Origin of the sequence: Pseudoalteromonas sp. OOF1S-7 (assembly GCF_022347765.1) — a bacterium.
Taxonomy (GTDB): domain Bacteria; phylum Pseudomonadota; class Gammaproteobacteria; order Enterobacterales; family Alteromonadaceae; genus Pseudoalteromonas.
In genome coordinates this window covers 70,027-85,866 of record NZ_JAKRFZ010000001.1, presented here as the reverse complement: position 1 = coordinate 85,866, position 15,840 = coordinate 70,027, and the positions used below count along the sequence as shown (strand labels likewise).

At 49.6% G+C, this 15,840-nt stretch carries 12 protein-coding genes; 7 read left to right on the top strand and 5 right to left on the bottom strand.

Annotation, left to right across the window (positions count from 1 at the left end):
* Nucleotides 1-103: 103 nt before the first annotated feature.
* Nucleotides 104-2,746 carry a type I DNA topoisomerase gene (gene topA, locus MHN33_RS00370; RefSeq protein WP_239393183.1) on the top strand — a complete coding sequence of 881 codons (2,643 nt, stop codon included), beginning with the start codon at nt 104-106 and terminating at the stop codon, nt 2,744-2,746.
* Nucleotides 2,747-2,816: 70 nt separating this feature from the next.
* On the opposite strand, the gene MHN33_RS00365 is transcribed toward topA, so the two are convergent.
* Nucleotides 2,817-3,065, bottom strand: a complete 249-nt coding sequence (locus MHN33_RS00365; RefSeq protein WP_125718907.1) for a hypothetical protein — start codon at nt 3,063-3,065, stop codon at nt 2,817-2,819.
* A 218-nt stretch (nt 3,066-3,283) separates the two neighbouring features.
* On the opposite strand from MHN33_RS00365, the gene MHN33_RS00360 reads away from it, so the two are divergent.
* Genes MHN33_RS00360 through MHN33_RS00350 form a run of 3 tightly spaced genes read left to right on the top strand, consistent with a single transcriptional unit; the run spans nt 3,284 to nt 6,643 of the window.
* Entirely contained in the window at nt 3,284-4,774 is a 1,491-nt protein-coding gene (locus MHN33_RS00360; RefSeq protein ID WP_239393182.1) for an alpha/beta hydrolase, read from the top strand.
* A 1-nt stretch (nt 4,775) separates the two neighbouring features.
* Complete coding sequence (locus tag MHN33_RS00355; RefSeq protein ID WP_239393181.1) at nt 4,776-5,510, top strand: ATP-binding cassette domain-containing protein; 735 nt, start codon at nt 4,776-4,778, stop codon at nt 5,508-5,510.
* Nucleotides 5,507-6,643, top strand: a complete 1,137-nt coding sequence (locus tag MHN33_RS00350) for an ABC transporter permease (RefSeq protein WP_239393180.1) — start codon at nt 5,507-5,509, stop codon at nt 6,641-6,643. The genes MHN33_RS00355 and MHN33_RS00350 overlap by 4 nt, the downstream gene beginning before the upstream one ends.
* Before the next feature lie 81 nt (nt 6,644-6,724).
* On the opposite strand, the gene MHN33_RS00345 is transcribed toward MHN33_RS00350, so the two are convergent.
* Together MHN33_RS00345 and dctP are read right to left on the bottom strand one after the other, a co-directional pair.
* Nucleotides 6,725-9,151 carry a PAS domain-containing protein gene (locus tag MHN33_RS00345; RefSeq protein WP_239393179.1) on the bottom strand — a complete coding sequence of 809 codons (2,427 nt, stop codon included), beginning with the start codon at nt 9,149-9,151 and terminating at the stop codon, nt 6,725-6,727.
* A gap of 17 nt (nt 9,152-9,168) precedes the next feature.
* Nucleotides 9,169-10,419 (bottom strand): TRAP transporter substrate-binding protein DctP, encoded by a 1,251-nt coding sequence (gene dctP / locus MHN33_RS00340; RefSeq protein WP_239393178.1) that lies wholly within the window; start codon nt 10,417-10,419, stop codon nt 9,169-9,171.
* A gap of 147 nt (nt 10,420-10,566) precedes the next feature.
* Here dctP and MHN33_RS00335 point away from each other — a divergent pair, with 147 nt between their 5' ends.
* Nucleotides 10,567-11,685 carry a hypothetical protein gene (locus MHN33_RS00335; RefSeq protein ID WP_239393177.1) on the top strand — a complete coding sequence of 373 codons (1,119 nt, stop codon included), beginning with the start codon at nt 10,567-10,569 and terminating at the stop codon, nt 11,683-11,685.
* A gap of 43 nt (nt 11,686-11,728) precedes the next feature.
* Here the strand turns inward: MHN33_RS00335 and MHN33_RS00330 are convergent, their stop codons facing one another.
* On the bottom strand, nt 11,729-13,057 hold the full coding sequence (locus tag MHN33_RS00330; protein WP_239393176.1) for an anti-phage deoxyguanosine triphosphatase: 1,329 nt from the start codon (nt 13,055-13,057) through the stop codon (nt 11,729-11,731).
* A gap of 300 nt (nt 13,058-13,357) precedes the next feature.
* Here MHN33_RS00330 and MHN33_RS00325 point away from each other — a divergent pair, with 300 nt between their 5' ends.
* Nucleotides 13,358-14,182 (top strand): glucosaminidase domain-containing protein, encoded by an 825-nt coding sequence (locus MHN33_RS00325; protein WP_239394958.1) that lies wholly within the window; start codon nt 13,358-13,360, stop codon nt 14,180-14,182.
* 1 nt (nt 14,183) lies between these two features.
* Entirely contained in the window at nt 14,184-14,828 is a 645-nt protein-coding gene (locus MHN33_RS00320; RefSeq protein WP_239393175.1) for a DUF2987 domain-containing protein, read from the top strand.
* An 82-nt stretch (nt 14,829-14,910) separates the two neighbouring features.
* Here the strand turns inward: MHN33_RS00320 and htpX are convergent, their stop codons facing one another.
* The gene (gene htpX / locus MHN33_RS00315) at nt 14,911-15,771 is read right to left on the bottom strand and encodes a protease HtpX (RefSeq protein ID WP_239393174.1); all 861 of its coding nucleotides are present in this window, start codon (nt 15,769-15,771) and stop codon (nt 14,911-14,913) included.
* Between the last annotated feature and the right edge of the window lie 69 nt (nt 15,772-15,840).

The following is a 15,840-nucleotide window of genomic DNA, read 5'->3' as shown; positions in this document are numbered from 1 at the left end:
AAGATCGAATGAAAAGCTTGTAACAATAGGTATTTGTGGATATACCTATATTTAATCGCGCCCAATGAAGGGCAACAACCAGACAGAAGTCAAATAGGCAGCTATGGGCAAATCGCTAGTAATCGTAGAGTCTCCCGCAAAGGCAAAAACTATCAATAAGTACCTGGGTAAAGACTACATTGTGAAATCCAGTGTCGGTCATATCCGTGATCTTCCTACCTCGGGCGCAGGCAAAACCAAAGGCCTGGCAACGAAATCTCCTGCTGAAGTGAGAAAGATGTCACCTGAGGAAAAAGCTGAGTACAGAAAAAAGAAAGATTACGCGAACCTGGTTGCCCGGATGGGGATAGACCCGGAAAAAGGCTGGGAGCCGCACTATGAAGTGCTGCCCGGCAAAGAAAAAGTGGTTCAGGAGCTGGCTAAGCTCGCAGAAAATGCCGACACCATCTATCTCGCAACCGATTTGGATAGAGAGGGAGAGGCCATCGCATGGCACTTAGAAGAAGTGATTGGTGCCGATGCAAGTAAATACAAACGTGTGGTGTTCAACGAAATCACCAAAAATGCCATTACACAGGCCTTTGAAGCACCGGGTCAGCTAAATACCGACATGGTATACGCTCAGCAGGCGCGACGCTTTTTGGACCGCGTTGTAGGCTTTATGGTGTCACCTTTGTTGTGGCAAAAAGTCGCGCGTGGCTTGTCTGCAGGCCGGGTGCAGTCTGTGGCGGTACGTTTGTTGGTTGAGCGTGAGCGTGAAATCAAAGCGTTTATTCCGGAAGAGTTTTGGGATATTCACGCAGACACTGCGCTAGCTGAACAAGACGTCCGTTTTGCCGTGACTAAATATCAGGGCGAAGCATTTAAGCCGCTGAATGAGGCACAGGCTAATAAAGCCGTCAGCGAGCTACAAAAAGCTCAGTATCAGGTTGTTAAGGTTGAAGAAAAACCAAGTAAGAGCCGCCCCAGCGCGCCTTTTATTACTTCGACTATGCAGCAGGCTGCCAGTACCCGCCTGGGTTATGGTGTTAAGAAGACCATGATGCTGGCACAACGTTTATATGAAGCCGGTTATATTACCTATATGCGTACCGACTCAACCAACTTATCGAATGATGCGGTTGAAATGGCACGTGGCTATATTCAGGGCAACTTTGGCGACAAGTACCTGCCAGGTACACCGATTAAATACAGTGCAAAAGATAACGCACAGGAAGCGCACGAAGCTATTCGTCCGTCAGACGTTAATATTTTGTCGGGCCATGTTGAAGGCGTGGATGCCGATGCCAAGAAACTTTATGAGCTGATCTGGCGTCAGTTTGTTGCCTGTCAGATGACACCAGCAGAATACGACCTGACCAATATCACCGTGGGCGCGGGCGATTACACGCTAAAAGCACGCGGTCGTGTGTTGCGTTTTGATGGTTGGACACGTGTACAGCCAGCAGTACGCAAGAAAAATGAAGAAGAACAGGCACTGCCAGCAGTGGCTGTGGGCGATACCGTACAGTTGCAGGCGCTGGATCCAAAACAGCATTTTACCAAGCCGCCGGCACGCTTCAGCGAAGCAAGTTTGGTTAAAGAGCTTGAAAAGCGCGGCATTGGCCGTCCATCGACTTATGCGTCCATCATTTCGACCATTCAGGACCGTGGCTATGTGCGGGTAGAAAACCGCCGTTTCTACGCCGAGAAAATGGGCGAAATTGTCACCGATCGTTTGATTGAGAACTTCGACGAGCTGATGGACTTTGACTTTACCGCCAAAATGGAAAACCGTTTGGATGAAATTGCCGAAGGCGATCGTGTCTGGACGCAGGTACTGGATAAGTTTTACGCCGATTTCTCTAATCAGTTGGAACTGGCAGGTAAGGACGAAGCCGAAGGCGGCATGCGTCAGAATGTGATGGTTGAAACCGACATTGACTGTCCAACCTGTGGGCGTAAGATGGGGATCCGCACCGCATCCACCGGGGTATTCCTGGGCTGTACGGGCTACAACTTACCGCCAAAAGAGCGTTGTACTACCACCATGAACCTGATCCCGGGTGATGAAGCGGTTGATGCCGACGTGGAAGACGCTGAAACCGAAAGTCTGAGACAGATGAAGCGTTGTCCTAAGTGTGAAACCGCGATGGACTCTTATCTGATCGACGAAAAGCGTAAGTTGCATGTGTGTGGTAATAACCCAGGTTGTAGTGGTTACGTGATTGAGGAAGGCAGCTTCAAGATCAAGGGCTATGACGGGCCGGTGATTGAATGTGATAAATGTGGTTCAGATATGCAGCTTAAGTCTGGCCGTTTTGGTAAGTACTTCGATTGTACCAGTGAAGACTGTAAGAATACGCGGAAACTGCTGAAAAGCGGAGAGCCTGCGCCACCAAAAGAAGATCCGGTACACTTGCCAGAACTGCCATGTGAGAAATCAGAAGCCTATTTTGTGCTTCGTGATGGTGCATCGGGTATTTTCCTGGCCGCACACACTTTCCCCAAATCGCGGGAAACGCGTGCGCCGAAAGTGGCCGAGCTTAAGCGTTTCAGAGATCGCATCTCGCCTAAATTCTACTATCTGGCGGATGCACCTGAGCAGGATGGCGATGGTAACCTGGCCGTTGTCCGATATTCTCGTAAAACCAAATCACAATACGTGATGACAGAAGTCGAAGGAAAAGCGACAGGCTGGAAAGCGACCTATGTCAACGGCAAGTGGGTTGAAGAAGAGAAAAAACGCAAAAGCGCAAAATCTTAAGTCACCTTTCGGTTACGATGTAATAGATAACAAAAAGGCCAGCATTGCTGGCCTTTTTCGATCTCAGAGATCAGATGTCGACTTCTGTCACGGCCATGTAGCCGCCGGCAGAGAGCTCCTCGTTAACACACTGCAAAACGTATTGACGTAGCGCATCGGTTGCTACTTCGTCATCCTGAGCCCATTCAACACACATTTGTGTCAGCTCAGCAACTAAGCTGGCTGGTGCACTTTGTAGTTGCGTATCGTCAGCAACGACTGAAGTTGAAGTTAAAGTAGCGGCTAAAACGCAGCTCGCCAGGGCTGAAAATAATTTCATTGATGTTTCCTTTTGTGTTTAGTGTAACGTTTCGTCACAGTGAATTTTTAAACTAAAACACAAAAAAAGAACAACGAAATAATTCACTCTTTAAGATAAGTGAATGTGATTAGGGAATTAATCGAATGTTTTTGATTAGGGAACTGCTTTTCTAACAATGATATACTTGAGAGATATGACGTATCCAAGGCCCATTAGGGCTAAAAAAGGACGATATAATGTTAAAAATTCGTAGGCACTGGCGTACACTGATCAGGCAAAGTGCCATTGCTTTGGGACTGCTCAGCAGCGCAGGAAGTTACGCTGCCATCTCCGACACAGCCAGTCTGACGCCTTGTTATACCAAGGGACTGGCAGACAGGCTGATGTGCGGCAGTGTCAAGCAGGCTTTGTCGGCAAACAAAAGTGAAAAAATCAGCATACATTTTGCGGTGATCCCGGCGATTAAGCAGGTACATCCAACAGAGGCCATCATGGCATTTGCCGGCGGCCCCGGGCAGTCGGCTATTGAGGTTGCTGCTGTATTTGCGCGGGTTTTGCGTTATGCCCGTGAAGAGCGAGATATTATTTTGGTTGATCAGCGCGGTACGGGAAAGTCCACACTGTTACAGTGTGATATGGATCCGCTTGAAGCGCAGTTTGCATTTAATGACGATGCCTTGCCAATTTTTGAATACAGCCGTGACGAAACCCAAAAGTGTAAAAACAAACTCAATACCGATCTGAGTCACTTTACGACCGTTGCTGCCGCCAGCGATTTTGAAGCGGTCCGTCAGACACTGGGTTACCAGAAGTTACACCTGTTTGGTGCTTCCTATGGCACACGCATTGCGCAGGAGTATATGCGCCGCTATCCACAGGCTGTGGCCAGTGCCACACTGGATGGGGTAGTGCCAATGCAGCAAAGCTTAGTTGCTATTGGCGATGCCATTGATGACTCTTTGCAGGCCATTTTCAGCGACTGTGCCGACAATGCGGATTGCCGTGGTCAGTACCCCCAGCTGGAACAGCAATATCACACGCTGCTAACCCGGCTTGAGGCGCAACCTGCCAGCGTTCAGGTACCACACCCCAGAACACACAATGCCATCGGGCTGGTACTCACGCAGAGCAAGGTGCGCTCTGCCATCCGTATGGCGCTTTACAGCCATGCAACCCGCGCCTTGGTGCCGCTGGCCATTAGCGAAGCAGGCAAAGGTAACTATCTGCCGCTGGTTGGTTTAATGGGCAGTGATTCTGGGTTTGGTTCGCTAGCGATGGGCATGCACAGCGCGATTGTCTGCGCCGAGGACTGGCCACTATTAACAGGGCGAACAAGAGCGCGTTTTTCAGATAGTTACTTTGGTCGCATGATGATCGAATCTCTCGATGCCAGCTGCCCAATTTGGCAGGTAGAAGCCGTCGGCAAAGCGTTTTATCAGCCGCTCAGTACAAGCATTCCAACCCTGTTGTTGTCTGGCGGACTCGATCCCGCAACGCCTCCAGGCTGGGCTGAACTGGCGATGGTTAATATGACTAACGCACGACATCTGGTTGCTGAACAAGCAACCCATGGTGTGGCTGCGCAAAGCTGCGCCGACAAACTGGTTGCTGAATTTATTAACCACACAGAGCCTAAAGAACTTGATGCCGGCTGTTTGGAGAAAACCGCTGTCAGACGCTATTTTATGAACCTCAATGGCCCCGCAGTGGTAAGCCAGGAGCCATAACATGATCACAGTACACAATCTTAAAAAGCAAATCGCATCCGTGAATGCGCTGGACGGGCTGAGCTTCAGTGCCGAGAACGGCAAAATCACCGGGCTACTTGGCCCCAATGGCGCTGGTAAGACAACGTGTTTGAGAACGGTATTTGGATTATTACAGGCCGATCAGGGGTATGCCGAAATTGATGGGGTTAAGGTACACGAAGACCCCATGGCGGCAAAGCAGCAGCTGGGGTTATTTCCCGACCCCTGTGGCCTGTATGAACGACTGACACCCAGAGAGTATATTCAGTTTTATGCGCAGCTGAGCGGCATGGCCAAGTCGCAAGCGCAGGCAGCCACAAACAAAGTCATTGAACAGCTAAAAATGTCTGATATTGCCGACAGGCGCTGTCAGGGCTTTTCTCAGGGGCAGCGGATGAAAACTGCACTGGCTCAGGCCATTGTTCACCAGCCACGCAACATCATTCTTGATGAGCCAACCCGCGGCCTGGATGTCATGAGTACCCAGGTGTTACGCGAGTTATTACTGATGCTCAAAGCGCAGGGTCACTGCGTGTTGTTCTCCAGCCATGTGATGCAGGAAGTAGCCGCATTGTGCGACCACGTTGTGGTGATGGCCAAAGGTAAAGTGGTTGCGCAGGGCACACCACAGCAACTATGTGAGCAAACGGGTAAAGTAAGCCTGGAAGAAGCGTTTATCGCGCTGATTGGCAGTGACGAGGGGATAGCGGCATGATGAAGCAAATTAATATCTTGTTTAAAAAAGAATTGCTGGATGCGTATCGTGATAAGCGCTCGGTGATGGCCGGACTATATTATGCCTTTGGTGCGCCGATTGTGATGTGTTTGCTGTTTTCGGTCCTTTTGCAGCAAATGGCGTCGCCAGAGGCGTTGAAGATCACCATTTCAGGGGCTGAACGCGCGCCAAATCTGGTGCAATATCTGGACAGTGTTGATATAAGCCACAGTGATGATGCAGATGCTAAGCCGATCCAGCTTGAGATTGACACAGCTTATCAGCAGGATATGGCAGCAGGTCGCAGCGCTACTGTGGTGATAGTGGCCGACAAATCTGACAGCAAGTTGATCAAGTCGGTCCGTCGACTGGAAACGGCGTTGCTCAGATACAATAGTGAAGTGGCCGGGCTGCGGCTGGTAGCGCGTGGTATCGATCCCGGCCTGATGCGGGCTCTGGATGTACAGACGCAGGATCAGGCCACGCCCGATGCAAAGGGTGGGTTATTTCTTGGTATCGTCACTTTGTCTATCATCATTGCGATTTTTTATTCAGCCATGAACCTGGGTATAGACACCAGTGCCGGTGAACGTGAGCGTAATTCACTGGCGCTGCTGCTCAGCCACCCCATCAGTAGTGTGCAGATTGTGCTGGCCAAGGTCGCTGCGATTGCTGCTTTCTCGATTCTGGGACTGACGTTGGTGCTGGTGGTGTCAAAGTTTGCCTATGCCATGGTGGCCTGGGAGCAACTGGGTTTTAGCATTACCCTGGATCTGCGTTTTATCTTGGTCAGTCTGCTTATCGGGATCCCCATAGCGCTGATGTCGGCCAGTATGCTGATTTTTGTCTCTTTTATGGCTAAGTCGTTTAAAGAGGCACAGTCTTACGTCACTATGGTGCTGATGGTGCCCGTCGGCCTGAGTATGATGACCAGCTATGATATCGCCACAGAGACCATCCAGTGGTTGCCGATCGCCGCGCAACAATATGCCATGATCGAGCTGATCAAAGGCAACGAGTTAGGGCTGGCACCTTTAGGGCTGGCGTCGCTTTTGACTCTGGGCTTATTCGCACTCTTTACCCTGCTGAGCAGCAGAATGCTGACAAGTGAGAAAGTGGTGTTTGGGCTGTAGTCACAGATTTGCCTTGCCGGCTGGTCGTCACTGCTTGAAATGACTTGTGACCGGTGTTTTAAAAAGAAAAGGCTGGCTAGTTCAGTCATCGTCAACAGGAACTGAAATATTAATTTCAGTTCCTTGCTCAGGGATGCTATGGCACTCAATGCTGCCATGCAGCACATTTATCACCAGGTTGTAGGCAATGTGCATTCCAAGCCCGACGTGCCCCTGATGCCGCTTGCTGGTAATAAAGGGCTCGAAAATATGCTCCAGTATGTCTTGGTCTATACCCAGGCCGTTATCCCGGTAATGAATTTTCAATTCCTCACGCTCGACACCAATTTTCAGGTAAATCGTCCCTGGCTCATCGCCGGTGAAAGCGTGGGTCAGCGAGTTCGTGACTAACTCATCAACCACTTTGAGCAAAATTCTCGGGTAGCTGACAAAGTTCAGCGCCCGGTCGCAATCGAGCGTGATTTTACATGTTTTATCATGCAGTTTGGTATCCAGTGAGTCCAGGTGGGCACTGACCGTTGCATAGATATTAAAACGACTTTTATCAAGCCGCATGTCATCGGCAGAAATTTGCTTGAATGACTCTACTAGCTCGGCGGAGCGCGATAAGTTGTTCATGATCAGCAAGCAACACTCTTCGTTACTGGCGAGAAAAGTGTTTAACTCCTGTGCTGTTAATGTCTGGTTTTTAACCTGCTGCACGACCGATTTTGCGCAATTCTGGAGATGGGAAATGGCAGTGACACATACCCCGAGAGGCGTATTCATTTCATGCGCAATACCGGCAAACATATTGCTCAGAGTCGCCATTTTCTCCGTTTTGATCAACTTTGCCTGGGTGCTTTTCACTTGTTTGAGCGATTCCAGCAAAGCTGTATTTGAATCATTGAGTTGCTGCGTTCTTTCTTCTACCCGTAATTCAAGCTCCGCATTTAGCTCCCTGACGCGCTGCTCTGTTTGTTTTAAATAAGTGATATCCGTGGAGATACCGCATAAGCCGTAAAAGTCTCCGGACTTATCATAAATGGGAAATTTCACTGAAATATAGGTGTGCAGTTGCCCGTCCGGGTGTAAGGCTTGTTCTTCCACTTCTAACGGGTGCGTTTGTTGCAACACCTGCTTATCATGTGCCTGAAAAGCCTGAGCGACCTCGGCGGGGAAAATATCAAAGTCGGACAGCCCGTATATGTCATTGTTGGTGATATTAAATAGTTGCTCGTACTTTTTGTTGACCATCAGGTAGCGGCTGTTTTTATCTTTGAGGTAAACCACCGCGGATGTGTTGTCCAAAATGGCCTGCAAACGGCCTTCGCTCAGTCGCAGCGCCTGCTCTTGCTTACTCAGGCGCGTGGTCAGTTGCAAAATAAAGAAAGTGGCCATAACGAGTACAGATGCCAGCAGCATTTGTTTGAACAGGGCATTACGGCTCGCCTGCTCCAGAGCATGTTGCATTGTATTGGCACGTGTCTGCAGGCTGGAAGTGAGCTTTTGCGACTCCTGATAGATGACGGATTTATCAAACAGAATATGCACTGACCAGGGGCGTTGGGTGTGGGCAATATGCAATGGCAGTCGCAGGGGAAGTAAGCCGGGATCTGAATTTTCAATCAGCGCACCGGCGGGTTTTCCGATCTGCTCCGGGTGTTCACTGCTTGCGACTAGGGTGCCATTGTGACTCACAAACATAATTTGTGCGCGAGACAAAATAGTACTGTGGTAATTTAATGCAATGCGTTGTAAAAAGTCTAATTTTAAGTCGATCCCGACGATCCCAATAAAACCGGATTGACTGATAATGGGGGCGACCAGAGACATTAACGGGATCTCCTCTCCTGCAAACGTACGCGTATAGGGATCAATAACATGGGGCGTTTTATCACGGCGAGGCAGCTGATAATAGGCACCGGGAATAGAGCCCTGGCTATTGACCTGTATATCGCTGTAGCCACGGGCAACGGTATGAACTAACTGACCTTCACTGTCCCTGTACCAGTAACTTGCAAAACGGCCACTGGCATCATGGGCCGGCGCATTGACGTATGCCAGATCCAGCATATCAAACTGATTGGGCTCCCAGATGCTGTAAATGGCAAAAAACGCGTCATGACTGTTCAGTATATTACTGAGCATACTGTTGACGGCATCCCGTCCGACATCCACAACCATACCCTGATCTTTCATTCCCGCCAGGGTTTGCGCCAGCGTGGTAACCACGCTCATCGCCGAATTGAGCACCGTTTGCACTTGTGAAGTTTTACTTTTGGCCGTGAGTTCGAGCTTTTCCTGTGCTCTTGCAAGTGCTTCCTTTTGCATGACCTGGGTAACTTGCTCCGCAACCTGTCGGGAGGCATCCAGTGTTGTTTGCGTCAGCTGATCGGCAGTGCGGTAAGAAAACAGGATTATGGCAACTGTGGCGACTAAAGTAATAAACCAGTAAAAATAGTGCGCCTTAAACCAAAGCTGAGGGCCAAATTTGCTTGTTTGTACGCCTTTTTTTTTAGTCATCATAACCGATTACTATGGAATTACCCCTTCCAATAGCGCCTGGCTTCAAGGTCTGTGGCGTTTTGCGCAAGCGGGATCTGCCGCGCCAGTTGATATAATTCACCGTAAATATCCAGGTTGTTGGCCATGCGATCTAAACGCAGCCGCCATTTTACCCAAGGAGCTGGATTGAATTTAGGTGCAATACTTTGCTCTGTGCGCAGGCGCTCCTCTGGGGTCCAGATGGCATTGCGAATACTGTGTTGATGGTAGTAAGAGCCGGGCAAGGGCGGCTCGGTTATGCCGGTGACGGTCACCAGCTTACATTCACTGGATTTTTGAATATCGCGCTGGGTTAAGTACGCCGACTCGCGCACCGCTTGCTGTAAATCACTGCCCAGCTGTTCAAAGCGCGTCCGGTTCATTGAGGTCATTGCGCACCCGGCCATAAACTGGCATTGCACATCCTGGCTGATGACATTGCCCCAGTTGCCATAAGGTACGGCACTTGACCAGGTTTCGGCGCCGTCCAATGCTCCGACTTCAAGGGCTTTGAGGGTGTCACTCCAGGGGACGGGGACGGGCTGCACGCCCATTAATTTCATTGAGATACGGCCGAGCTGAGTGCCAGTCACCCTGATTTTGGCACCTTGCAAGGCTTTCAGGTTCATGACTTTAGGTTTGTTCTTATATTTTAAACCAAGCATAAAACCGCGCAATTCGGCATGCGAGAAGAGAAACTCCAGATTGTGGTATTTTCGCAGCGGGGCTCTCAATAGTACTTCGCTTTGTGGGTGATAAAAAAAGTAGTAAAGAGCGGCTCTGCTCGGCCACAGGTAGGGAAAGTCTAAAATATTAAAATAAGGGGCCGCTGTTGAAGCGTTTTGCGTTGAGGCGGAGAAAAAATCCAGTGTCCCATTAATGCAGGCCGTGGCACAGGCGACCTCACGGCAAAGTTGGTTGCCGCCAATGTATTCTACGCGAATTTCGCCGTCGGTGCGCTCCTCCAGGTCGGCAACAAATGGCAGCGAGCCATTGGGGATAATGCTGAGGCCTGGGCGGGTGAAATGCGCCGCGCCAAATCGCAGATTAAATTTGGCCTTTTTTTTAAAACGTTTGTTATAAACCGAGCCGGTGGTTATCTGCAGGGACTTTTCCGAAATGGCTTCTCCCGCAGCAAGCAGATCGCTCCAGGCAAGAAACACGGAAGAGAGTCCAAACCGGCCCGCCAATGCGAAGAAATCCCGGCGGCTAACTGAATGTTTCCCTAGGTCATTTTTGTTTGACGCCATAAGTCTTATACCTATCAGAAACGCGATACGGGTTGAATACAAGTTTAGTTGATAATGCTTATACTGCGAGTTAATTTACGCTGTGCAGCAGGCTGCTTTAATCTGTTCTATACTCCTCACAGTCGTACGCGGTGATTGTGAACAGCCATGTTGAAGACTGCCTTTTTTTTAGCGATAACTTTTACTAGTTTGCCATTGTTGGGGGCATCAACAGGGCTCGGTGATACGCAGTGGCAAAGCTATGGAGATGTCAGACTGGATTATCTGGTCAGAAATTCGAGCAATCCGGACGTTGAAAACCTCTGGCGCAGTCGACTGCGCTTTGGCGTTAGGCATAAGGATCTTGCTCAGGGTGGCTGGGATATACGTGTGGCAAGCAACTATTTGTCTGTAGGAGAAAACAGCAAGGTCGATTTGAGCTGGTCTTATCCGCGCGCTCAGGAGGCGGATAAAAGCTTCACGACAGTGGATCGTTTATACTGGCAAAAGAACGGCGCTGACTGGGGTGTGCGCATTGGCAGGTTCACACACAGAAACGTATTAAAGGGCAGTGCCGGACTGTCATTAGACAGCAAGAATGCCATTGCCACCAGGATAGACTGGACGGATGGTCTGGAGCTGAGCCGCACGTTTCCCGATGGCTGGCATGCGCAGTTCTTATGGCAACACGAAGCCGCATCACAGCCCAGCAGCACCCGGCGGGCACCATTGGATTTTTCAGATAGTGACAGCCGGGCCAGTTTTCACTTCAAACTGGAAAAGGTCGCATCCGATGACACCCTGATCCAACGCAGTATTGCTTATCATTATTTTCCTCAGTCATTACCCGATCAGCCCGGTAGTCAGGCTAGGCGCGATTACCAGACATTAAACACTAAGCTGGTTGTTGGCGGGCCGCTGCCGCGAGGTAAATGGCTGCTGGGCGGTGAAGCGGGTTATTTAATCGAGCGCCCTGTGCGGGAATTGTCCGGGATAAGCGCGGATCAGGGTAACCCTCATTGGTCATTTCAAAGCATCGTGGGTTGGCAGGACTTTGTGCCCGGACATAAGTTAGAGTTTAACTATAGTGAAACTGCACCTGGTTGGCTGATCTCGCCTAATTTCCCCGCCAATTCAAGGCTGAAAGTCCTGACCTATTTATGGATAAAGCCTCGCTTTTTTCTCGAGATAAGCGCCATTAAAGCCGTTCAGCTTAAGGCCTATGCACAGTCACAACGGCATGTGACAAATAACCTGTTATTGTGTCGTGTCCATTTTTCATTCTAGCCAGGCGCTTATCCGGACAGCCACGAAAAGCCATCACTCAGGCTCACATATGCGGGCTGACTTTCAGCGGGGCCTGCATCGGCGCGCTGCCAAACATTCGCTGGTAGCAGCGTCTGGCGTACTCGTCGGTCATGCCTGATAAATAATCGGCCAGCACCCGCATTTGTGCGGTTTCACTTTGCGCCTGCTGGTAATGGGTCTGGGTAGTGTGGGGCAGTAATCGCAGCGGATCGCTCTGAAAAGCGGCAAATAAATCGATCAGCATGTTCTGGCCGCTGAACTCGATCTGTTGCATTTTCGGATCGCGGATCAGCCGGGTAAACACAAACTGCTTGAGCACGCCGAGAATGGCTTCAAACTCATCCGAGAGCTTCACGGTATGGCGCAGCAGCGGATCGCTGAAAGCGGCATCCTGAATAACCAGCTCACAGTTGACGATAAACAGATTCACCAGCTCGCCAATTACGTCTTTACGCAGCGACTCGTCATGAGAGAACAATCGTTCACTGATACTGTCGAGGTGCTTATCCAGCCAGGGGGAGTCTATCTTTTGCAATTCTGGCAGGGCGTAACGCTGCCACTCCCGCTCGCTCAGCGTTTCAGTGGCAATGGCGTCTTCTAAGTCGTGTACCGCATAGGCAAAATCGTCGGCATATTCCATGATGGCACTGTCTAGTGATTTAAAACGGGTTTTAGCTTTGTATTCATTCACAGGTGTGTGGCTTTGCAGCAGCGCCCGATCTGCTGCGCTGAACGGCTGAAGGATCCAATCCAGTACGTCTTTGTCACACTGATAGACGCCTTTGGCTGGCAGCCATTGTTGAGTATAGATAAAACGCTGGTTGGGGTCGGGTTGCGGGTGGGAGAGCCACAACTCATCAATTAAAGCCGGATATTTAATAAAGCCGAGTAAAGTGCGGCGAGTCAGGTTCATCCCGTAGCCTTTGGAGTAAGGTTCCAGTTTGGTGACGATCCGCAGCGTTTGCGCGTTGCCCTCAAAGCCGCCATGTTCACGCAGCAAATAGTTAAGGGCGATTTCCCCGCCATGACCAAAGGGAGGGTGACCGATATCATGTGCCAGGCAGATTGTTTCCATCATGCTGGACGATGGAAACCAGGTAAAATCCGGGTGCTGCGCTCTGAGGTGACGTAATAGCCCTGTGCCTATTTGGGATACTTCCAGTGAATGGGTTAAACGCGTGCGGTAAAAGTCATTGACGCCGATACTCATAATTTGCGTTTTTGACTGCAAGCGTCTGAACGCTGCTGCATGAATGATCCGGGAGCGGTCAATCTGCCAGGCTGAGCGGTTGTCATTGGGGCGATATTTTTTCTGGTCCAGCTGTCTTTGCTGCCATGGAGACTGGCTCATAGGTGTCCTTTGTTTAACGCGTTACTGTGTTCAGTATATCTACTGAGTGTGCAGGGAAAAAGAAAAACTAATCAAAGCACTAGGGGAATTTTTCAATGTTCAGTCAGAGGCGGCTACGATAGAATGCAGAAATTCGCGTTCAGTGGTAAATTTTGTTATCATTGTCCGCTAATTTGAAAATGAAAGAGCAAAGTACAGCAGGGTTGTTCTGTTAGGGATTTTCAGAAAACCTGCGTAGTCACGCCATTTTCAGGGTGTTTTCGGCACTTTGAATTGGTAGTTGGTACTAGTGTGAGGAGAATCATGCGTTTACTAGTTAAAGTTATTATTGCCGCGATTTCAATATTCGCGATCCTGTATCCATTTATCGTCAAACCCCCAGCCCCCATTGAGCCTGTGCCCGAGCCGGAAGTGACCGTGACGAAACCACCACTGAAGGAAGTGGAAAAGCCATTACATAAAGTAAAGCTACCGGAGTTTGGCAAAATTCGCGATATTGCTACCAAGAAAAAACGTTTCTTTGATTTCATCAAGCCACACGTTGAAGCGGAGAACGAGCTGATATTGCAGCAACGTGCCAGCATCGAAATTGCGCTGATGATGCTCCAGTTTGAGGAGCCACTGAGCGACATTCAGCAGCAAAGAATTGAGCAGGTGTTTAAACTCTACAAAATAGAGGACGAGACCATTTCAGTTGATAATCTCAAGCGGGCGCTGCGCAGGGTAGACATTATTCCTAAAGAGCTGGCGCTGATGCAGGCGGCCAATGAGTCAGCCTGGGGCACATCTCGATTTGCACGTATCGGACTGAACTTCTTCGGCCAGTGGTGTTATCGAAAAGGCTGTGGGATGATCCCAAAACGCCGTAACGATGAAGCCGCGCACGAAGTGGCTGCATTTCAGTCGGTCCGGGCATCGGTTAAATCGTATTTCAGAAATATCAATACCCATGATGCTTACAAAGACCTGAGGGCCACGCGGGCAAAGCTGCGGGAGCAGAAAAAGCCAATTGAAGCCACGGCATTGACCGCAGGACTCTTGTCTTACTCGGAGCGCGGCGTGCATTATATTGAAGAACTTAACGATATGATCAGACATAACAAGGCTTATTTTGATGAAGAGTAGGATGTTGGCACTTTTGCTGGGACTGGCTGGTGCTGCAACTAGCGTACAGGCGCAAGAAGAGTTTGTGGTTTCATACGATGGCTTTTATGACCGCCTCAAGGTGGTTGAAAAGGGCGAGTTTGAATTTGCCCGGGTTAATTTTTATCTGGTAGACATCGCCTCACTGGCACCATGTCAGATCCAGTCAGGTAAAATTGTCACGGAAACCACGGAGCAGCCGCTTAATTATACTCAACAGGCACAACTGTTGCTGCCATATAGCGAGAAGCTCGACAAAGACAAAGCGGTGATCGTCGCACAGCCACAAAATCCACAGCACGACTGTCAGATTAAGTTTCAAATTGAGTCTGCTTACTTCACAAACACACACCTGACCAGGCAACGCTTATATCAGCTACATAATGAGTTTGACGAATTGTTGTCTGACTTGTCCGGCTTTTTTGTCAGTAAGCTCATGGGCTTTTTACTGCCGCAGCAAAAGGGTGTCAGGGTGACGTTTGCCAGTGAGCCTAACTTGTCAGCACCGGGCGTTAGCTGCGATAAGCTGGTGTGCCAGTTTCTGGTGACGGATGACTGGGAAAATGACACGGCGCGCTTTAATACACTTAGCGAAGTCGTATCGGTTACGCCCTGGATAGAAAAGTAGTGACCAGAGCGGTTATCTGATCAGTTATCTGAAAGACCGTTTAATCTACAAAAAAGGCTTCGCACTGCGAAGCCTTTTCTTTTTAACGCAACGCCTGAATACGTTGCTCAAGCGGCGGGTGAGAGGCGAACATCTCAGACAAGCTTTTGCCTGATGCAATACCAAAGGCCATCATTGACCCTTCGAGTTGCGATTCATGGTTATGGCGCAGGCGTTCAAGGGCTGCACGCATTTTATGTGCACCCACCAGATCTGCCGCGCCTTTGTCGGCCGCAAATTCGCGCTGACGGCTGAAGTAGGCAACAATGACGGATGCCAGAATACCGAACAGGATCTGGAAAATCATATCGAATACAATGTACGTCCAGCTCACGCCATTATCTTCTTCGTCGCCATTGAGAAAGCCATCGACCAGATTAGCCAGCACTTTGGCAATGAAAATGACAAAGGTATTGACCACACCCTGGATCAGCGTCAGTGTGACCATATCGCCGTTTGCAACGTGAGACACCTCGTGTGCCAGTACGGCTTCCGCTTCGTCCTGAGTCATATTGTTCAGTAGCCCGGTACTGACCGCCACCAGACTGTTGTTTTTACTCGGGCCCGTTGCAAAGGCGTTGATTTCAGGGCTGTCGTAAATGGCCACTTCGGGCATCGCAATCCCCACTTGTTTGGCCTGATTGGCAACGGTTTGCACCAGCCAGTGTTCACTTTCATTACGGGGTTGCTCAATGACATAAGCACCCGTTGATTTTTTCGCGATCCACTTCGACATAAACAGCGAAATAAAAGCACCACCAAAACCGAATACACCGGCAATCAGTAACATGCCGCCATAACTGCGGTTAGACAGACCTAACGCAGACATGACGATAGACAGAACAATCCCCAGTACCAGCATGACTGCCAGGTTGGTGATTAAAAATAGCACGATTCGTTTCATCTTAACCTCAAGCTTATACTCAACTTATTGTTTGCCGAGCGCCCAAACCAAAAACGGTTTGTACAATCG